Source organism: Nonomuraea bangladeshensis, assembly GCF_039529455.1.
Classification (GTDB): Bacteria; Actinomycetota; Actinomycetes; order Streptosporangiales; family Streptosporangiaceae; genus Nonomuraea; species Nonomuraea bangladeshensis.
The window spans coordinates 545454-562458 of the sequence record NZ_BAAAMV010000002.1 but is presented as its reverse complement, the minus strand read 5'-3'; the positions used below and the strand labels follow the sequence as shown (position 1 = coordinate 562458).

11 protein-coding genes are annotated in these 17005 nt (G+C 74.8%); 7 read left to right on the top strand and 4 right to left on the bottom strand.

The genetic code is table 11. From position 1 onward, the window contains the following. From ABD292_RS06670 to menC, 6 genes are read left to right on the top strand one after another with little or no spacing between them, the layout of a single operon-like run. Nucleotides 1-753 (top strand): DsbA family protein, encoded by a 753-nt coding sequence (locus ABD292_RS06670; protein ID WP_344206041.1) that lies wholly within the window; start codon nt 1-3, stop codon nt 751-753. Further along, nucleotides 750-1382, top strand: coding sequence for a vitamin K epoxide reductase family protein (locus tag ABD292_RS06665; protein ID WP_344206040.1), 633 nt, complete (start codon nt 750-752; stop codon nt 1380-1382). Before ABD292_RS06670 ends, ABD292_RS06665 begins: the two co-directional genes overlap by 4 nt. Before the next feature lie 46 nt (nt 1383-1428). Then, complete coding sequence (locus tag ABD292_RS06660; RefSeq protein ID WP_344206039.1) at nt 1429-3015, top strand: Na+/H+ antiporter; 1587 nt, start codon at nt 1429-1431, stop codon at nt 3013-3015. A 45-nt stretch (nt 3016-3060) separates the two neighbouring features. After that, the gene (locus tag ABD292_RS06655; RefSeq protein ID WP_329578763.1) at nt 3061-3606 is read left to right on the top strand and encodes an acyclic terpene utilization AtuA family protein; all 546 of its coding nucleotides are present in this window, start codon (nt 3061-3063) and stop codon (nt 3604-3606) included. Between the two features lie 53 nt (nt 3607-3659). Then, nucleotides 3660-4394 carry a GNAT family N-acetyltransferase gene (locus ABD292_RS06650; protein WP_344206037.1) on the top strand — a complete coding sequence of 245 codons (735 nt, stop codon included), beginning with the start codon at nt 3660-3662 and terminating at the stop codon, nt 4392-4394. Further along, nucleotides 4391-5491 (top strand): o-succinylbenzoate synthase, encoded by a 1101-nt coding sequence (menC, locus tag ABD292_RS06645; RefSeq protein ID WP_344206036.1) that lies wholly within the window; start codon nt 4391-4393, stop codon nt 5489-5491. Before ABD292_RS06650 ends, menC begins: the two co-directional genes overlap by 4 nt. 4 nt (nt 5492-5495) lie before the next feature. On the opposite strand, the gene ABD292_RS06640 is transcribed toward menC, so the two are convergent. Further along, on the bottom strand, nt 5496-6812 hold the full coding sequence (locus tag ABD292_RS06640; RefSeq protein ID WP_344206035.1) for a serine hydrolase domain-containing protein: 1317 nt from the start codon (nt 6810-6812) through the stop codon (nt 5496-5498). Nucleotides 6813-7051: 239 nt separating this feature from the next. Between ABD292_RS06640 and tuf the strand changes: the two genes are divergently transcribed. Further along, nucleotides 7052-8212, top strand: a complete 1161-nt coding sequence (gene tuf, locus ABD292_RS06635) for an elongation factor Tu (RefSeq protein WP_344206034.1) — start codon at nt 7052-7054, stop codon at nt 8210-8212. 62 nt (nt 8213-8274) lie between these two features. Here the strand turns inward: tuf and ABD292_RS06630 are convergent, their stop codons facing one another. The 3 genes from ABD292_RS06630 to ABD292_RS06620 all read right to left on the bottom strand — a co-directional run bounded on the left by ABD292_RS06630 (nt 8275) and on the right by ABD292_RS06620 (nt 16982). Then, the gene (locus ABD292_RS06630; RefSeq protein WP_344206033.1) at nt 8275-11031 is read right to left on the bottom strand and encodes a glycoside hydrolase family 2 TIM barrel-domain containing protein; all 2757 of its coding nucleotides are present in this window, start codon (nt 11029-11031) and stop codon (nt 8275-8277) included. Nucleotides 11032-11134: 103 nt separating this feature from the next. Beyond that, a complete protein-coding gene (locus tag ABD292_RS06625) occupies nt 11135-14545 on the bottom strand; it encodes a phosphodiester glycosidase family protein (protein ID WP_344206032.1) in 3411 nt (1136 codons plus the stop codon). An 82-nt stretch (nt 14546-14627) separates the two neighbouring features. Further along, nucleotides 14628-16982 carry a hypothetical protein gene (locus ABD292_RS06620; protein WP_344206031.1) on the bottom strand — a complete coding sequence of 785 codons (2355 nt, stop codon included), beginning with the start codon at nt 16980-16982 and terminating at the stop codon, nt 14628-14630. Nucleotides 16983-17005 lie beyond the last annotated feature (23 nt).

Below are 17005 nucleotides of genomic sequence, written 5' to 3'. Positions count from 1 at the left end.
ATGAGCACCGAGGCACGGAGCAGGTCGCGCGAGCTGCGCGAGGCCCGCGCCGCCGCCGGGCGGCGCAGGAGGAGACGGATCCACCTGGTCGCGATCGGCGGCGGTCTGATCATCGCGGGACTGGTGGTGGCGATCGTGATCGCCCTCGTGAACGCGGCGGGGAGCACGTCCTCCCCCGCCGCGGGGTCCGGCCCGGCCCCGGCCATCGCGACGGCAGGCGGCGCGCTCGCGCTCGGCCGCGCCGACGCGCCGGTGAAACTGGAGGTCTACCTCGACTACATGTGCCCGTTCTGCGGGCGCTTCGAGACGGCCAACGGCGCCGAGGTGGCGCGGCTGGTCGAGGCCGGCGCCGTACGGCTGGAGCTGCACCCGCTGGCCTTCCTCGACCAGGCGAGCAGCGGCACCCGCTACTCCACGCGGGCCGCGAACGCCGTCGCCACAGTCGCCGACCGCGCGCCGGAGAAGGTCCTGGCGTTCAGCGCGGCCCTGTTCGCGTACCAGCCGGCCGAGGGCGGCGAGGGGCTCACCGACGAGCGGATCGCCGAGCTGGCGCGCGGGGCCGGGGTGCCCGCGGACGTGGTGACCGCCTTCGGGCAGCGGACCTTCGAGGCGTGGGCGGCCTCCGCGACGCGGGCGGCGTTCGCGTCGGGCGTCACCGGCACGCCGGCCGTGCGGATCGACGGGAAGGCGTTCCAGGGCGATCTTTACACCGCCGGACCCCTCACCGAGGCGCTGACGGCGGCGGCCCGGTGACCAGCCCCACGATCGGCGTGCTCCCCCGGCTGCACGCGTTGCGGCACTCGAACGGCTGGCTCTACGGCACCATGCTCCTGTCGGCGTGCCTCAGCCTGACCGCGTCGTTCGTGCTGTCGGTGGACGCGCTGCGGCTGGCCGCCGACCCGGCCGCCGACCTGTCCTGCGACATCAACAGCGTGGTGAGCTGCGGCACGGTCGGCAGCTCGTGGCAGGCCCACCTGTTCGGCTTCCCCAACGCCTTCCTCGGGCTGGTCTGCGAGCCGGTCGTCATCACGATCGCGACGGCAGCGCTCGGTGGGGCGCGCTTCCCGCGCTGGTTCATGTGCGCGGCGCAGGTGGTCTACACGCTCGGGCTGGTGTTCGCGTACTGGCTGCTGTCGCAGTCGATGTACGTCATCGGCGCGCTGTGCCCGTGGTGCCTGCTGGTGACCGTCTCGACGACGCTCGTGTGGTCCACGCTGACGCACGTGAACATCCGCGACGGCAACCTGTACCTGCCCCGCCGCGCGCAGGGGGCGCTGCGCCGGGCCGTCGCCGCCGACCTCGACGCGCTGGCCGTGACGATCTGGCTCCTCGCGCTGGCGCTGCTGATCGTGCTGAGGTACGGGCCCGCCCTGTTCGCCTGACCCGGCTCGGCTACGCTGGTTCGCGGTCGATCACATGGGGGTGGCGGTGGACCAGTTCGTGCTGCTCATGCTGGTGCTGCTGGGCGCGCTGATCACCGTCCCGCTCGGCGACCGGCTGGGGCTGCCCGCCCCCGTGCTGATGACCCTGCTCGGCATCCTCATGGCGATCCTGCCCTTCGTGCCCAACGTGAACGTGCCGCCCGGCATCGTCCTGCCCCTGCTGCTGCCGCCGCTGCTGTACGCGGCCTCGCGGGGCACGTCGTGGCGGCAGTTCGCGGCCCAGTGGCGGCCGATCTTCCTGCTGGCCGTGGCGCTGGTGTTCGTGACGACGGCGGTGGTGGCGGCGGTCGCGCACGCCCTCGTGCCCGGCCTGCCGCTGGCCGCGGCCGTGGCGCTCGGGGCGCTGGTCGCGCCGCCCGACCCGGTCGCCGCGACGGCGGTGGCCGGCCGGCTCGGGCTGCCCCGGCGCATGGTGGCGCTGCTGGAGGGCGAGGGCCTGTTCAACGACGTGACCGCCATCGTGCTCTACCACGTGGCGATCGCGGCCGCCGTGACCGGCACCTTCTCCTGGCCGGGAGCGCTGGCGGAGTTCGCGCTGTCGGCGGTGGTGGCCGTGCTGGTGGGGCTCGGGCTCGGCTGGCTGAGCTCGAAGCTGATGGACCTGCTCGGCGACGCCACGCTGCAGGTGGGGCTGTCGCTGCTGGTGCCGTTCATCAGTTACGCGCTGGCCGACGAGCTGCACGGCTCCGGCGTGCTGGCCGTGCTGACCAGCGCCTTCTTCCTCGCCGACCGGACCGTCGACGCCGACGACGTGATGGGCAGGTTCGCCGCCCGTACGTTCTGGCAGGTCGTGGAGACGCTGGTGACGGGTGTGGCGTTCGGGCTGATCGGGCTGGAGCTGCACACCGTGCTCGGCATCGAGGCGGACCGGCTCGGCCCGCTGCTCGGCTGGAGCGCCGCCGTCGTGGCGGCCGTGGTGCTGGTCCGGCTTCTGTGGCTGCTGCCGGCGGCCTGGGTGGCGAAGAAGACGGAGGGGCGGCGGCACGAGGACAGCGAGATCCCGCTGAGCTGGCGCGAGACCGTCGTCATGTGGTGGGCGGGCATGCGCGGGGTGGCGTCGGTGGCGCTCGCGCTGGCCATCCCGCTCACGCTGGCCGACGGCAGGCCGTTCCCCGAGCGGTCGGCGATCGTGTTCATCTCGTTCGCGGTCATCCTGGTCACGCTCGTCGTGCAGGGGCTGACGCTGCCGTGGCTGGTGTCGCGGCTCGGCGTCCAGGCCGACACCGCGGCCGAGCGGGAGCTGGAGAAACGGCTGGCGCGCGCCGCGGCCAAGGCGGCCAAGCGGCGGCTGCGGGAGATCGACGAGGCCGAGGACCTTCCCGAGGACGTGCTGGAGCAGCTCAACCGGCGCATGCTGGGGTTCGGGCCGCGGATCAGCCCGGAGGCGGGCGAGGAGGAGCGGCGGGAGGCGTACGAGGCGCGGGCGCAGCGCGTCCGGCTGGTCCGCCGGGTGCAGGGCGAGATGTTGTCGGCCGCCCGTCAGGAGGTGCTGGAGGCCCGCCGCGACCCGCGCGCCGATCCGGCCGTGGTGTCGCGGGTGCTGCGCAGGCTCGACGTGTGGAGCCTGCGTTAGACGTGACCGTGTGTCACCGGCCGTTCCGAAGGGTAGTCAATCTTCATGTTGCGCATCGGCACCTGGAGGTCGGCCGGCACCGCCGACCTCGTCGCCTGCGGGTGGCGCGACAGCGGCCCCGGCCCGTCGGAGCCGGGCATCAAGCTCATCTTCTCGGTCGGCGGCCAGGTGCCGCACTTCCCCGGGCTGCGCGCCGGCACCCGGGTCGCCCGGGGCGCCGAGGAGATCGCCGGGCAGCTCTTCCGGGGCATGGACGTCGTGCTCATCGAGCCGGGCTCCTGCCCGGCCGCGCCGGTGATGGCGGCCGGGATGTGGCACTACGGCTGGACGGGCGACGACCTCGGCGCCCTCGCCGGGGCGGCGGTGGCGGGGCTGGCACTGGCCGCGCAGCCGGGCCCGTGCGCGGTCGAGATCGGCCGCGACGGCCGCAGCTCGCTCGACGGCCACGTGACGGCCGCCGCGGTGCGAGCGGCGCTCGCCGACCGCTTCGCCGGCGGCCGCTACCGCACGCCGCAGGTGACGGTGCCGCTCGACGCGGTCCGCCTCAGCCAGGAGGCCCCGCGCCGGGTCCGCATCGCGCCCATGGCGTAACGTCGCCATGAAAGCCCAGGTGGGCTGATCCGTGCGGGAAGGGGCGGCTGCGGGTGTTCGAGGTCAGGGAGCTGCGCGAGATCGCGGAGTTCGAGCGGGTCGACGCGCTGTTCGAGGCCATCTGGCGGTTCGGGCCGGGAGCTCCGCCGGTCACGGTGGAGCTGATGCGGGCGCTGACGCACGCCGGCGGGTACGCCGCCGGCGCGTTCGACGGCGAGCGGCTGGTGGGGGCGTCGGTCGGGTTCCTCGCGGAAGGGGCCGCGCTGCACTCGCACGTCACGGGCGCGGTCGCGCCCGGCGCGGGGCACGCGCTCAAGCTGCACCAGCGGCGCTGGGCCGCCGAGCACGGGCTGGAGCGCGTCACCTGGACCTACGACCCCCTCGTACGCCGCAACGCCCACTTCAACCTGGCCAAGCTGGGGGCGCGGCCGATCGCGTACCTGCCGGACTTCTACGGCGTCATGGCCGACGCGATCAACCGCGGCGACGAGTCCGACCGGCTGCTGACCGAATGGCCCGTCCAGGACTCCCCCGCCCCGGCCCGTGAGGCGGGAGACGCGGTGGTGGCGCTGACCGACGAGGGCGGGCGGCCCGTCACCGGGTCATCGGACGCCGATACGGTGCTGGTGGCGGTGCCGGCCGACATCGAGCGGCTGCGCGGCGCCGACCCGGGCGCCGCCAAGTCCTGGCGGCACGCGGTGCGCGAGGTGCTCGGCGGGCTCATGGCCGAGGGCCGCGCCGTGACCGGGTTCCGCGGCAGGACCTACTACGTTGTGGAGAGAGCGTGAAGATCACTGGAGTCGAGCTGCGGCGCATCGCGATGCCGCTGGTGGCGCCGTTCCGTACCTCGTTCGGCACCGAGACCTCCCGCGACGTCCTGCTCGTGCGGGTCGTGACGCCGGAGGCCGAGGGCTGGGGCGAGTGCGTGGCCATGTCCGACCCGCTCTACTCCCCCGAGTACGTCGACGGCGCCGCCGACGTGATCCGCCGCTTCCTGCTGCCCGCCCTGCCGGCGAACCTGGACGCCAACACGGTCGGCCGCGCACTCCACCCGATCAAGGGGCACCGCATGGCCAAGGCGGCCCTGGAGACCGCCGTGCTCGACGCGCAGCTCAGGGCGTCGGGCGAGTCGTTCGCCGGGTTCCTCGGCGCGTCCCGCACGCGGGTGCCGTGCGGGGTGTCGGTCGGCATCATGGACACGATCCCGAGGCTGCTCGACGCCGTCGCGGGCTACCTGGACGAGGGTTATGTCCGGATCAAGCTGAAGATCGAGCCCGGCTGGGACGTCGAGCCGGTGCGCGCGGTGCGCGAGCGCTTCGGCGACGACGTGCTGCTCCAGGTCGACGCCAACGCCGCCTACACCCTGGCCGACGCGCCCCGCCTGGCCAAGCTGGACGCCTTCGACCTGCTGCTCATCGAGCAGCCCCTCGCCAACGACGACCTGGTGCAGCACGCCAGGCTGGCCCGCCGGCTGCGCACGCCGATCTGCCTGGACGAGTCGATCGAGTCGGCCGAGCACGCCGCCGCCGCGATCGAGCTCGGCTCGTGCTCGATCGTCAACATCAAGCCGGGCCGGCTGGGCGGCTACCTGGAGGCGCGGCGGGTGCACGACCTGTGCCGGGCTCACGGGGTCGCGGTGTGGTGCGGCGGCATGCTGGAGACCGGCCTCGGCCGGGCGGCGAACGTGGCGCTCGCCGCGCTGCCGGGCTTCACGCTGCCGGGCGACACCTCCGGGTCGCGGCGCTACTTCGCGACCGACGTGACCGAGCCGTTCGAGCTGGTGGACGGGCACCTGGAGGTGCCGGCCGGGCCGGGGCTCGGCGTCGAGCCGCTGCCGGAGGTGCTGAAGGAGGTCACCACCTCCACCGAGTGGATCGCCCGCTGAGCGCTCAGGCCGTCCTGGGGGTGGCGCGGGCGCCGAAGTGCACGTACGGGGAGCCGTCCGGCAGCTCGTAGAAGACGGCGGACGCCCAGGCGGGGCCGCCGCGCGGCCGGCCGACGAACGTCGCCTCGTCCACGGCCACCAGGTCGAACTCCTCGGGCTCGGCCAGGTCGGCCAGCTCCCCCGTGGTCTCCAGGCGCAGCCGCAGGCCGCCGTCGCGGCCGGTCACCGTCATGCGGTGGCCGGTCCGCTCGTACACGCCGGCGTGGCGGGCGGCGTCGACCTCGACCGGCGTGGCGGGCGGTTCGGGCGCGGGCGGCACGGTGAGGCCGTCGAGCTGGGCGAACAGCTCCGTCGCGACGGCCCGGGTGAACGCGCCGGAGTGGCCGCCGTTGGCGGTGACGCACACGATCGTGCCGGTGCCGGGGACGGCCCAGAGCATGGCGTGCTGGCCGATCGTGTTGCCGCCGTGGGAGATCACCCGGTGGCCGTCCCACTCGTCGAGGACCCAGCCGATCCCCCACTGGCGGCCCAGCGTGTGCGGGTTGGGGATGTCCACCTGCGGCTCCCGCATCGCGGCCGGGTCGGCGAGCAGGGCGCCCTCCAGGTGGGCGCGGGCGAAGGCGACGACGTCGGCGGGGCGGGCGCAGATGAGCCCGGCCGGGCCCATGGCCCGCATGAGGCCCCAGCGCGGGGCGGGCGCGCCGCCGTCGAGGTGGCCGGTCGCGGCGCGGAAGCGGAGCACGTCCTCGGGCAGCGTCCAGGTGTGGGTGAGGCCGAGCGGCTCGGCGAGCTCGTCCCTGACCAGGTCGTCCCAGCGCTTGCCGGTCAGCCGCTCCAGCATCCGGCCGGCGATCACGAACCCGGCGTTGCAGTAGGACTGGGTGGCGCCGAGCGGGTGGTTCTGGGGCAGGTCGGCGCAGGCGGCGACGTACTTCGCCACGCAGTCGTCGCCGCGGCCGGTGTCGAGGAACAGGTCGCCGTCGATGCCGCTGGTGTGGGTGAGCAGGTGGCGGACGGTGACCGCCGCGCTGACCTCCTCGTCGGCCACCCGGAAGTCCGGCAGCACCTCGCGCACCGGGGTGTCCAGGGTGAGCCGGCCGCGCTCGGCCTGCAGCATGAGCAGGGTCGCGGTCCACACCTTGGTGATCGAGCCGATCTGGAAGAGCGAGTCGGGGGTCGCCTCGACGCCGGTGGCGGCGTTGAGCGTGCCGGCCGCGAGCTCGGTCAGCTCGCCGCGGTGCAGGCAGGCCAGCGCCGACCCGGGCACCTCGTACGCGGCGATCAGTTCGGCGAGCCTGCTGCGGTCCATGACGTCGGCCACGCGGGGTCCTCTCCTCGGGGGAATAATGCGTTGCGGTCACGTGCTGATCACCGCACCATGGTCCTCATGTTCCCGCACGTTCGCCCCGTGACGCCCGCACTGCCGGGCGCCTGCGAGCGTGCCCGCGGCGGCCTGGAGCGCTGACCTCTTCCCGTGAGTCCCGAAGTGACCCGGCGGGGGGAGGTCGTCAGCCCCTTCGGACGGGTCACACACCACACCGGGCAGTCGAGGAAGGAACCATGGCCAAGCAGGCCTACGTACGCAACAAGCCGCATCTCAACATCGGCACGATGGGGCACGTCGACCACGGCAAGACCACGCTGACCGCGGCCATCACGAAGGTGCTGGCCGAGCGGGGGCAGGCGACGTACACGCCGTTCGAGCGGATCGACCGCACCCCGGAGGAGGCCTCCAGGGGCATCACGATCAACATCTCGCACGTCGAGTACGAGACCGACACCCGCCACTACGCCCACGTGGACATGCCGGGCCACGCCGACTACGTGAAGAACATGATCACGGGGGCGGCGCAGCTCGACGGCGCGATCCTCGTCGTGTCCGCGCACGACGGCATCATGCCGCAGACCCGCGAGCACGTGCTGCTGGCCCGGCGGGTCGGCGTCGAGCACCTGGTCGTGGCCGTCAACAAGGCCGACGGCGCGGACCCGGAGCTCACCGACCTGGTCGAGCTGGAGCTGCAGGACCTGCTGGCCGCGCACGGCTACCGTGACGTGCCGATGGTCCGGGTGTCCGGGTTGCGGGCGCTGGAGGGCGACCCGGTCTGGACCGCCTCCGTGGAGGCGCTGCTCCGGGCCGTGGACGAGCACATCCCCGTGCCGGTCCGGTACGTGGACGCGCCGTTCCTCATGCCGGTCGAGAACGTGCTGACGGTCACCGGCCGCGGCACGGTCGTCACCGGCGCCATCGAGCGCGGCTCGGTGCGGGTCGGCGACACGGTCGAGGCCGTCGGGTTCGGTGACGGGTTCACGGCGGTCGTGACGGGCGTCGAGACGTTCGGCAAGACGATGGAGCGGGGCGAGGCCGGCGACAACGCGGCCGTGCTGCTGCGCGGGGTCCGCCGCGAGCAGGTGCGGCGCGGCATGGTGCTGGCCGAGCCGGGCAGCCAGCGCGAGCGGACGTCGTTCCGCGCCCGCGTCTACCTCCTGACGCCGGAGGAGGGCGGGCGGCGGCGGCCGATCGCCTCCGGCTACCGGCCGCAGTTCTACCTGCGGACCACGGACGTGCCCGGCGAGCTGCTCCTGGACGGGCCCGCCGAGCCGGGCGAGACCGTCGAGGTCAGGGTCGAGCTGGGCCGGCCGGTCGCGCTGGAGCCGGGGCTCGGGTTCGCCGTCCGCGAGGGCGGGCTGACGGTCGGCGCGGGCACGATCCTCGCCGTCTGACTCGCCCTGGGTGCCGGGGCCGGGTCCCGCCGTTCAAGGCGGGGCCCGGCCCCTTGGCCGGTTCAGGCCGGGGTGAAGCGGAGTGTGAACGTCGCCGGGCGGGCGTACAGGTCGTAGCGCGGCAGCGGTCCTGGGCCGCAGGTGGCCGTGCCGATGCCCTGGTGGGCGAGGTCCAGGTGCAGGTGGACGCGGTCGCCGGGCGTCAGGTCGGGGCGGTGCCGGGCGGCGGCCAGCTCGGCGGTGCTCCAGCGGCGGGCGGTCAGCCCGAAGACCGGCTCGCCGGAGACGTGGAACGGGCCGAGGTCGGCCCAGCGGACGTCGGCGCGGTGGCCGTTCTCCTGCGGGCGGACGTACGGGGTCTGCAGCTCCTCGATCGTGGCGCTCCAGCGGCCGACGCGGGCGGCGAGCCCGGTGTCGGGGTACGCCTCGCCTGGGCCGCGGCCGAACCAGGTGATCCGGTCCACGGCCGCGCCGGGCAGGGTCATGGTGAGGCCGAGGCGCGGGATCGGGTCGCTCCAGTCGCCCTCGGGCTCGACGTCCACGCGCAGCAGCAGCGCGCCGTCGTCGGTGGCGGTCCACCGGTAGTCCGCCCGCATCCCGAGGTCGCCGGCGGCGGGGGCGACGCGGGTGCGTACGGTCAGGGTGCCGCCGTCCCGTTCGACGGCGTCCGTGCGGTGGGTGAGGCGGTGCAGGCCCAGGGCCCGCCAGCGGGCTTCGAGGCCGCTGTAGCGGTCGTTGTCGGTGGGCGCCCGCCACAGGTCGAGCCGCGGCCCCTCCACCTCCACGCCGAACAGCCGGGTCAGCCGCCCGCTGCGATCCTCGAACTTGGCGCCCGAGAGCGTGGCGACGGTTCGTCCGGCCGGCGCCGGCGGGTCCGAGGGGAGGCGGGTCTGGGACCAGGCGACCTCGTGGCCCGCGGGGGCCCAGGGCTGCTCGGCGGCGAGCAGGGCGCGGACGGTCAGCCACCGCTCCCCCGGTCCCGCCGCCGCGCCGGGCAGCCGCACCTCGCCGCCCTCCGGCGGCACCTCCAGCGGGTGCTCGGCGACGACCTCCCCCTCCACCTCGACGGTGGCGGTGAACCGCAGATGGGACAGGTCGCGGAAGCCGTGCCCGTTGACGACCCGCGCCACCCCGCCCTCCGCCGCGAAGGTGATCCTGACCGGCTCGAACGCCTTCTTCAGGTCGAGCAGCCCCGGCGAGGGCGTACGGTCGGGGAAGACGAGCCCGTCGATGACGAAGTTGCCGTCGTGCAGGGGCTCGCCGAAGTCGCCGCCGTAGGCGTAGTCATGGGCGGGGTGCGCGATCCCGTGGTCGATCCACTCCCACACGAACCCGCCCGCGAGCCTCGGGTAGCGCTCGAACAGCTCCTGGTACTCCGCCAGCCCGCCGGGCCCGTTGCCCATGGCGTGGGCGTACTCGCACTGCAGGAACGGCATCGCGCGCCGCCGCGCGTCCAGTGCGGGGTCCTCGAGCGGGTCCTCCTCGCCGCGGCCGATGGCCTCGACCTCGGCGTGGGAGGCGTACATGCGGGAGTAGACGTCGGTGTGGGCGCACGAGCGGTCGCCCTCGTAGTGGAGGGGCCTGGACGGGTCGCGCTCGCGCGTCCAGGCGGCCATGACGCCGAGGTTGCGGCCGACGCCGGCCTCGTTGCCGAGCGACCACATGACGACGCTGGGGTGGTTCTTGTCCCGTTCGACCATGCGGCGCATGCGGTCGAGCAGGGCGGCCTCGTAGCGGGGGTCGTCGGTGGGGTTGCCGCGCCAGCCGACCCGTTCGAAGCCGTGCGTCTCCAGGTCGCACTCGTCGATCACCCACAGGCCCAGCTCGTCGCACAGGTCGAGGAAGGCGGGGTGGGGCGGGTAGTGGCTGGTGCGGACGGCGTTGACGTTGTGCCGCTTCATCAGCAGCACGTCCTCGCGCATGGTCTCGCGGGTGACGGCGCGGCCCCGCCGGGGGTCGAACTCGTGCCGGTTGACGCCCTTGAGCAGTAACGGGCGGCCGTTGGCGAGCAGCACGCCGTCCTCGATGGAGACGGTGCGGAAGCCGACGCGCAGCCGTACGGTCTCCTCGGGGAAGGTGACGGTGGCGTCGTACAGGCGCGGGGTCTCGGCCGTCCACGGCTCGGCGGCGACCCGGACCTCGACGCCGGGCTCCAGCCCGGCGACGCCGAGCTCGGGCAGGTCGAGCCGGCCGCCGGCCCCGTCGAAGCTGAGCCGGCCGTCGTGCGTGGCGTGCACGAACACGTCGGCCGCCGAGCGGGTGAGCGTGACGTCGCGGAAGATGCCGGGCAGCCACCACATGTCCTGGTCCTCCAGGTAGCTGGCGGCCGACCACTGGTGCACCCGCACGGCCAGCACGTTGCGTCCTGGACGCAGCCAGGGGCCCGCGTCGAACTCGGCGGGCAGCCGGCTGCCGGTCCAGAAGCCCAGCTCGTGCCCGTTGAGCCAGACCCGGGCCAGGGAGTCGGCCCCCTCGAACCGCAGCCGGCCGCCGCTCCAGCCCTCGGGCAGGTCGAAGACGCGGCGGTGGTCACCGGTGGGGTTCTCGTCCGGCACGTACGGCGGATCGACGGGGAACGGGTAGACGACGTTGGTGTAGGCGGGGGCGCCGTGGCCGTGGAGCGGCCAGTGCGACGGCACCGGCAGCTCGGCCCAGCCGGAGTCGTCGTAGCCGGGGTCGGCGAAGTCCTCGGGCGCGTCGGCCGAGGGCGACAGGCGGAAGCGCCAGGTGCCGCCGAGGTCGAGGGAGGGGGCGTCGGAGCGGAGGGCCGCGCGGGGGGCGAGCAGCCCGGAACCGGGGGCGAAAGTCACGAGTTCCATCGACGCGAGCCTAGAACGTCACGGACGTTCCGGGCAGTCGCCGGCTTCCCCGTGGGCCGAGCCCCCGCCTGGCGGGCGGGGGCTCGGCGGAGGGTGCGGTGCGTCAGGCGGCGGCCTTGGCGGTGAGGGACACCGTGGCCTGGCGGGTGACGCCGTTGACCGTGACGGCGACCGTGACCTGCCCCTTGCGCAGCGCGGTCAGCGTCCCGGTGGCCGGGTCGAGGACGGCGACGTGCCACGGCTTGGCCGCGCCACGCGCCCCGACGTGCAGGTTCGGCGAGCCGGACCACGACGCCGACGCCGGGTAGGCGGCGGGCACGGTCCGCGTCCCCTGCTTGACCACGGCGCTCACCTGCGCGGGCGTGCCGACCGCGACGCTGCCTGGCGCGGTGAGGACGAGCTCGTCCACGTGCGGCTGGACCTGCGCGCCGATCCAGGCGGGCGCGTCCACGAACCAGTTGCGCCGCACGTGCTCGGCCTCGGTCCGGGTGACCGGGTCGACGCCCCACAGCGACCAGCCGGTGAACCCGCCGTCGTCGGCCGCGGTGGCGGGGTTCTTGCCGGAGTTGCCGTTGATGAAGTACGGGACCGCGTCCACGTGCGAGGCGTGGAAGGTGCCCACGTGCGCCCCGATGTAGGCGGCTCCCTTGCCGGTCTCGCGCTGGAAGTCGGCGAGCCAGCCCTCGACCAGCGCGGCCTCCTTGCGGTCGCCGAGCTGGCTGCCCTTGCCGGGCGTGGGGTCGCGCGGCGGCACGTGGAACAGCACCGCGACCGAGCCCACGGAGCCGTCCTTCGCGGCCTTGTCCAGCTCGGCGCGCAGCGCCGCGACCTGGTCGTAGCCGCCGCCCCGCAGGGTGAGCCTGGAGGTGTCCAACGTGATGAACCGGGTGCCCTTGTGGTCGAACGTCCGGTACGTCGCCCCGAACGCGTTCGTGAAGTTGGCGATGGCGCCGCCCATGACCTCGTGGTTGCCGGGGACGTAGTAGTAGGGCAGCGCGCCGCCCAGCTCCTCGTCCAGCACCCGCTTGGCCAGCGCGAAGTCCTCCGGCGACGCCTCGTCCACCAGGTCGCCGTTGATGACGAGGAAGTCCGGCCGGGCGGCCTTGATCTCGCGCAGCGTGCGGCGGGCGTTCTTCACGATGTCGCTGTCGGGGTCCCTGGCGACGAACTGCGCGTCGGACATGACCGCGAAGCGCCACGGCATCTCCGCCACCGACGCCTTGACGACGGGGTCGGCGACCTTGGGCGCGGCCGGCGCGGTCACGGTCGGCGGCACCTTGGCGACGAGCCCGTCGATGAGGATCTCGTTGGTGTATTTGGCGTCCGCCTTGGTCTCGGCGACGTAGAAGCGCCGCAGCTTGAGCGGGTAGTTGACGCCCGCGGGCACGGCGAACTCGACGTACTGCCAGCCGGTCCACGTCATGTACGGGCCGCGCAGGATCTGCGACTGCCCGAGCGCGTCGTAGAACTCCAGGCTCGGCCACTCGCCCTTGCCGGTGGAGTGGATCCACAGCCCGAACGCCTGGGGCTGCCCGTCCACCACGATCTGCTGCGGCGGGCCGGCGTAGGCGGCGCGGGTGGCGGTGGAGGTGGTGAAGTCGTAGGACAGCTTCAGCGCGTTGCCGCTCCGCCCGGGGGCGGCCGACAGCGAGCCGGTGGCGCGGGCCGCGGCGAACGTCCACGTGGCCGCGTCCTCGAAGTCGGCGACCGGCTTCTCCTCGAACCCGACGGTCACCGGCACGGCGGTGGTGATCTTGCCGACCTTGGCGGTGATCAGCCCGGAGCCGGTGGTCTTCTTCGCCTTGACGGTGAAGTAGCCGTGCTCGGCCGGGGTGACCTCCAGCAGGGCGCGGTCGTAGTCGAGGGTGAGATCGGCGGGCTCGACGGGGGCCGAGTTGCCGTTGCGGTCGTAGCCGACGACGCCGAACGTGGCGGTGCCGTCGGCGCCGGAGATGCCGAGCCGGTCGGCGGTGGCGCCGAGCCGCTCCAGCGGCTGGAGCACGGTCAGCTCGATGGTGCCCTTGGCGGCGCCGCGCGAGGCGGTGACGGTGGTCTGGCCGGGCACGAGGGCGTGGAACCTGCCGTCGCGGACGACGCCGTGCACGGCGGGCTGGGCCCGCCAGGACGGCGTGCCGGCGGCGGGGCCGTAGGTCTCGTCGTAGCCGGCGGCGGTGAGTTTCCTGGTGAGGCCGGGGAAGACGCGGTCGGGGCGGCCGCCCGCGACGGGGCCGACGCCGGGCGCCTTGGCCGGGTCGCTCGCGGTCTCCAGCCAGAAGCCCTTGAGCTTGCCGCTGCCCTCGGGCGCGTACAGGGCCAGGCCGTTCGGCACGTGCCGCTCGCCGCCGTCGGAGGGGCTGTTCTCGACCTGCACGGCGGCCGAGCCCGGCTCGCGGGCGAGCATCGTGGAGGAGCCGCCGCCGTCGAGGTTGAGCGCGTTCGCGGCGCCGAGGTCGGCCATCATGGCGGCCAGCTCGTTGAGCGTGACCCCGCGGCTGTCGGCCTGCCGGCCGTCCACGGTGAGCAGGTGCATCGTACGGCCGTCGGCGGAGAAGCCGACGGCGGTGCGCGGGTGGGCTGCCTGGTCGGTGCTGTTCTGGACGACGCCGTCCTTGACCAGCACCCAGTTGCCGCCCACGGCGGCCTGGACCGCGCCGCCGTCGTCCGGCTTGGGCCGGTACGTGACGTCCACGCGGTCGCCGGCCTTGAGCGCGGCCACGGCGGCGGCCCCGGCGTCGCGGCCGAGCAGGACGGTGGTGCCGGCCGGGATGGGCCCGTCGCCCGCGGCGTTGCGTACCTCGGTGACGACGCCGTCCACCAGGACGGCCTCGGCGACGGCGGTGGCGCCCTCGACGGCGCGGGCCCGCGTGTGGGAGCCCCACAGCGGCGTGAACAGGCCGGTCCCGTCGCGCTGCACGAGCTGGTTGAACTGGGTGAGCTTGATCGGCGAGCCGCCGGCCGGGGTCGCGGTGCCCTCGAAGTACATCTTGAGCACGCGGCCGACGCCGTCGCCGGTGATGGCGACCGCGTTCTCGTGCCCGGCGACGGGCGACTGGACGAGCGTGCCGTTCTGGACGCCGATGCCCTGGGCGGCGCCGGAGTTGTTGATGTCGAAGAAGTCGCCGTTGACGGCGGCGACGGCGTGGCTGCGGCCGGCCGGGCCGGACAGCGGCTCGGTCTTGGTCACCTCGCCGGAGAAGACGTAGTCGGCCCGGTTGCCGCCGGTGCCGCCGCCGAGTTCGGCGGTGATGGCGTCGGCGCGCAGCCAGCCGAGCTCGTCGTAGGTGTCGAACGAGGTGAGCGAGATGCCGGGCGCGACCGGGCGGGTGCGCTTGGCGGTCTCCAGCCGCCGCTGTTCGGCGGCGGCCCGGGACAGCAGCGTGGACGGGGGCGGATAGGACGACGCCTGGAGGGCGTCCTCCACGGGTGGGGCGGGGTCGGCCTGCGCGGGCGCGGCGGTCAAGGCCAGGGGGCTTAACGCGAGCGCGGCGGCGGCCAGCATTCGGAGGGTCTGCACGACCGAACTCAATCGCTCGCGGATATAACTTTCAAGACCGAAGGGTGAACTAAAAGAAAATTTCAGATCTTGGGAGGTACGCTCACGCGGGCGCCTTGATCCGGACCAGCCGGTCGAAGGCTGCGTCGTAGGACGGTTCGAGCCAGTAGTCGGAGTGCCGGCGGGCCTCCGGCAGCGGCTCGCCGAGCGCCGGCCGGCGCGGGTCCCAGCAGTGGCGGTCCACCGGGTCGTCGCTCACCGGGCCGTGGGAGGCGGCGGCGAACGGGTCGAGCCGCCGGAAGACCGGCCCGCCGATGGGGTCGCTCAGCCGGTAGAGGTTGTGCCAGGGCACCGCGGCCCGGACCGCCGCCAGCCCCTCGGCGCCGAACCAGGCTGGGAAGAAGGCCGCGTACAGGCGGCGCAGCGGCGAGCCGTGGGTGAGCAGCGCGACCCGCCGCCGCAGCTCGGGCTTGAGCTGCAGCACCACCGCGGCGGCGATGACGCTGCCCTGGCTGTGGCCGGAGACGATCACCTGGTCCTGGTCGGTGCGGGCCAACCGGCCCACCCGCGCCACCAACTCGGGGACGACGCGCTCGGCGTAGCAGGGCGGGCCGAGCGGGTGGACGGCGCGCGGCCAGAAGGTCGAGACGTCCCACAGGATGCCGACCGTCCTGCGCAGCCGGCCGTCGCGGTAGGCGCGCCGCCCGATGAGCACCAGCCCCACTCCGACGGCGACCAGCGCCCAGCTCCCGGCCGACGACAGCGCCCCGGCGAGGCCGCCCACCGGCGCGAGCAGCCCGAACTGGCCGAGCGCGGTCGCCGCCGTGACCCCGGCCACCCCGACGCCGGTCAGCACGCCCAGCACGAGCCCGGCGCGGTCGGTGAGCGCGGCGCAGCTCCAGAGGGCGGCCACCGCCGGCGCGTGGCGCTCGCCGTAGTAGTGGGCCAGCCGCTTCGCCAGCCGGTCGCGCTCGGTGCGGCCGGCCCGCCACAGGACGGCGGCGACGGCGAGCGCGGCGAGCGCGAGCAGCGGCACCAGCGCGGCCCGCCACCAGATCGTGTCGTCGAGGAAGAGCATGACCGCCGGCGGCGCGGGCGAGCCCGGCGCGCCGGGCTCGCCGAGATAGCCGGCGGTCCAGAACAGCAGGCCGAGCGCCAGGACGTTGGCCATGCCCGCGGCGAGCATGAGAGCGACCCAGGCGCCCAGCCCACCGAGCGCCCGCCGCTCGACGAGGTCGTGCTCGCGCGGCCGGTCCTTGACGGCGAGCCCCCGGCCCTTGCTCGGGTCGTGGCCGCGCGGCTGGTCCATGACGGCGAGCTCACCGAGTGCGCGCCGCTCGACGGGGTCGTGGCCGCGTGGCCGGTCCAGGATGGCGAGTGCGGCGACGGCGGCCAGCAGGAGCAGGCCGAGTCCGAGGACGAGGGCCTGCTGGAGTGTGCCGGCGCCGAGGCCGGGGAGTTGCCGCCCGGCCGCGCCCGGCCCGAGCCCGGCGAGGGCCGCGCAGCCGGTGGCGGCCAGCGTCAGCGCGGCGGCCGCCCGCAGCCCCCGGCACGACCAGGTGAGCCAGGCCGGCGCGGTGGCGCCGGTGTGCGGGTCGAGGCGGCGGGCGATCGACGGCAGCACGACCAGCGCCGCGGCGGCGACCTGGACGGCGGCGTTGGCGACGGTCAGCGCGAGCCCGGCCCGGGTGGCGGCGAACGGCCCGGCCACCGCGAGCCCGACCGAGCCGGCCGCGAAGGAGACGTGCACCACGCGCAGCCGCCACACCGGCGCGCCGCCGTGCCACAGGCGCGGCCGGGCCAGGGGGATCGGCGAGTGCGGCCCGCCGCCGGGCGGGACGACGGTCTGCTCGTCGCGCTGCCAGGTGCGCCGCCCGAGCCACCACAGCAGCGCGACGACCAGCAGCGGCGCGAGCGCGGCGACGGCCAGCCGCCGCGACGGCTCCCCCGCCTGCGTCTCGGCCAGCCAGCGCGCGAACGCGGGCGCGCCGCCGAGGGTGCAGGCGCGGCCGGGCGCGGTGCACTGCCAGCCGAACAGGTCGACGCTCGCCCGGGTGACCGCACCGACCAGCGTGCCGGTCAGCAGCAACGCGAACAGCCGCAGCCCGGCCTCGGCCAGGCGGCGCAGCCACCTGCCGCGCGACGGCCTGGGCAGCATGAAGTAGGCCAGGTTGACCAGCGAGAACGGCAGCAGCGGCAGCCACAGGGCGAGCGCCCGGCCGCCGGAGGTGAGTCCGCCCCAGGCGTAGGCCTCCCGGCGGCGCACGCCCGGCACGTCGGCGTCGCCGCCGGCCGGGCGGCCCTCGGGCCACCAGCGCCGGTAGAAGCCCGTGACGCCGTCGCCGGCCACCCGCCAGGGATGGGGGTGGTGCAGGGTGGTCTGCGGCGGCGTGCCGTGCACGCCGTGCACGCGCAGCTCGGTGAGGCCGCCGCAGGTGTCGTCGAGGAAGCCGTCCATGGCACCAGCATCCTGTACTGGTG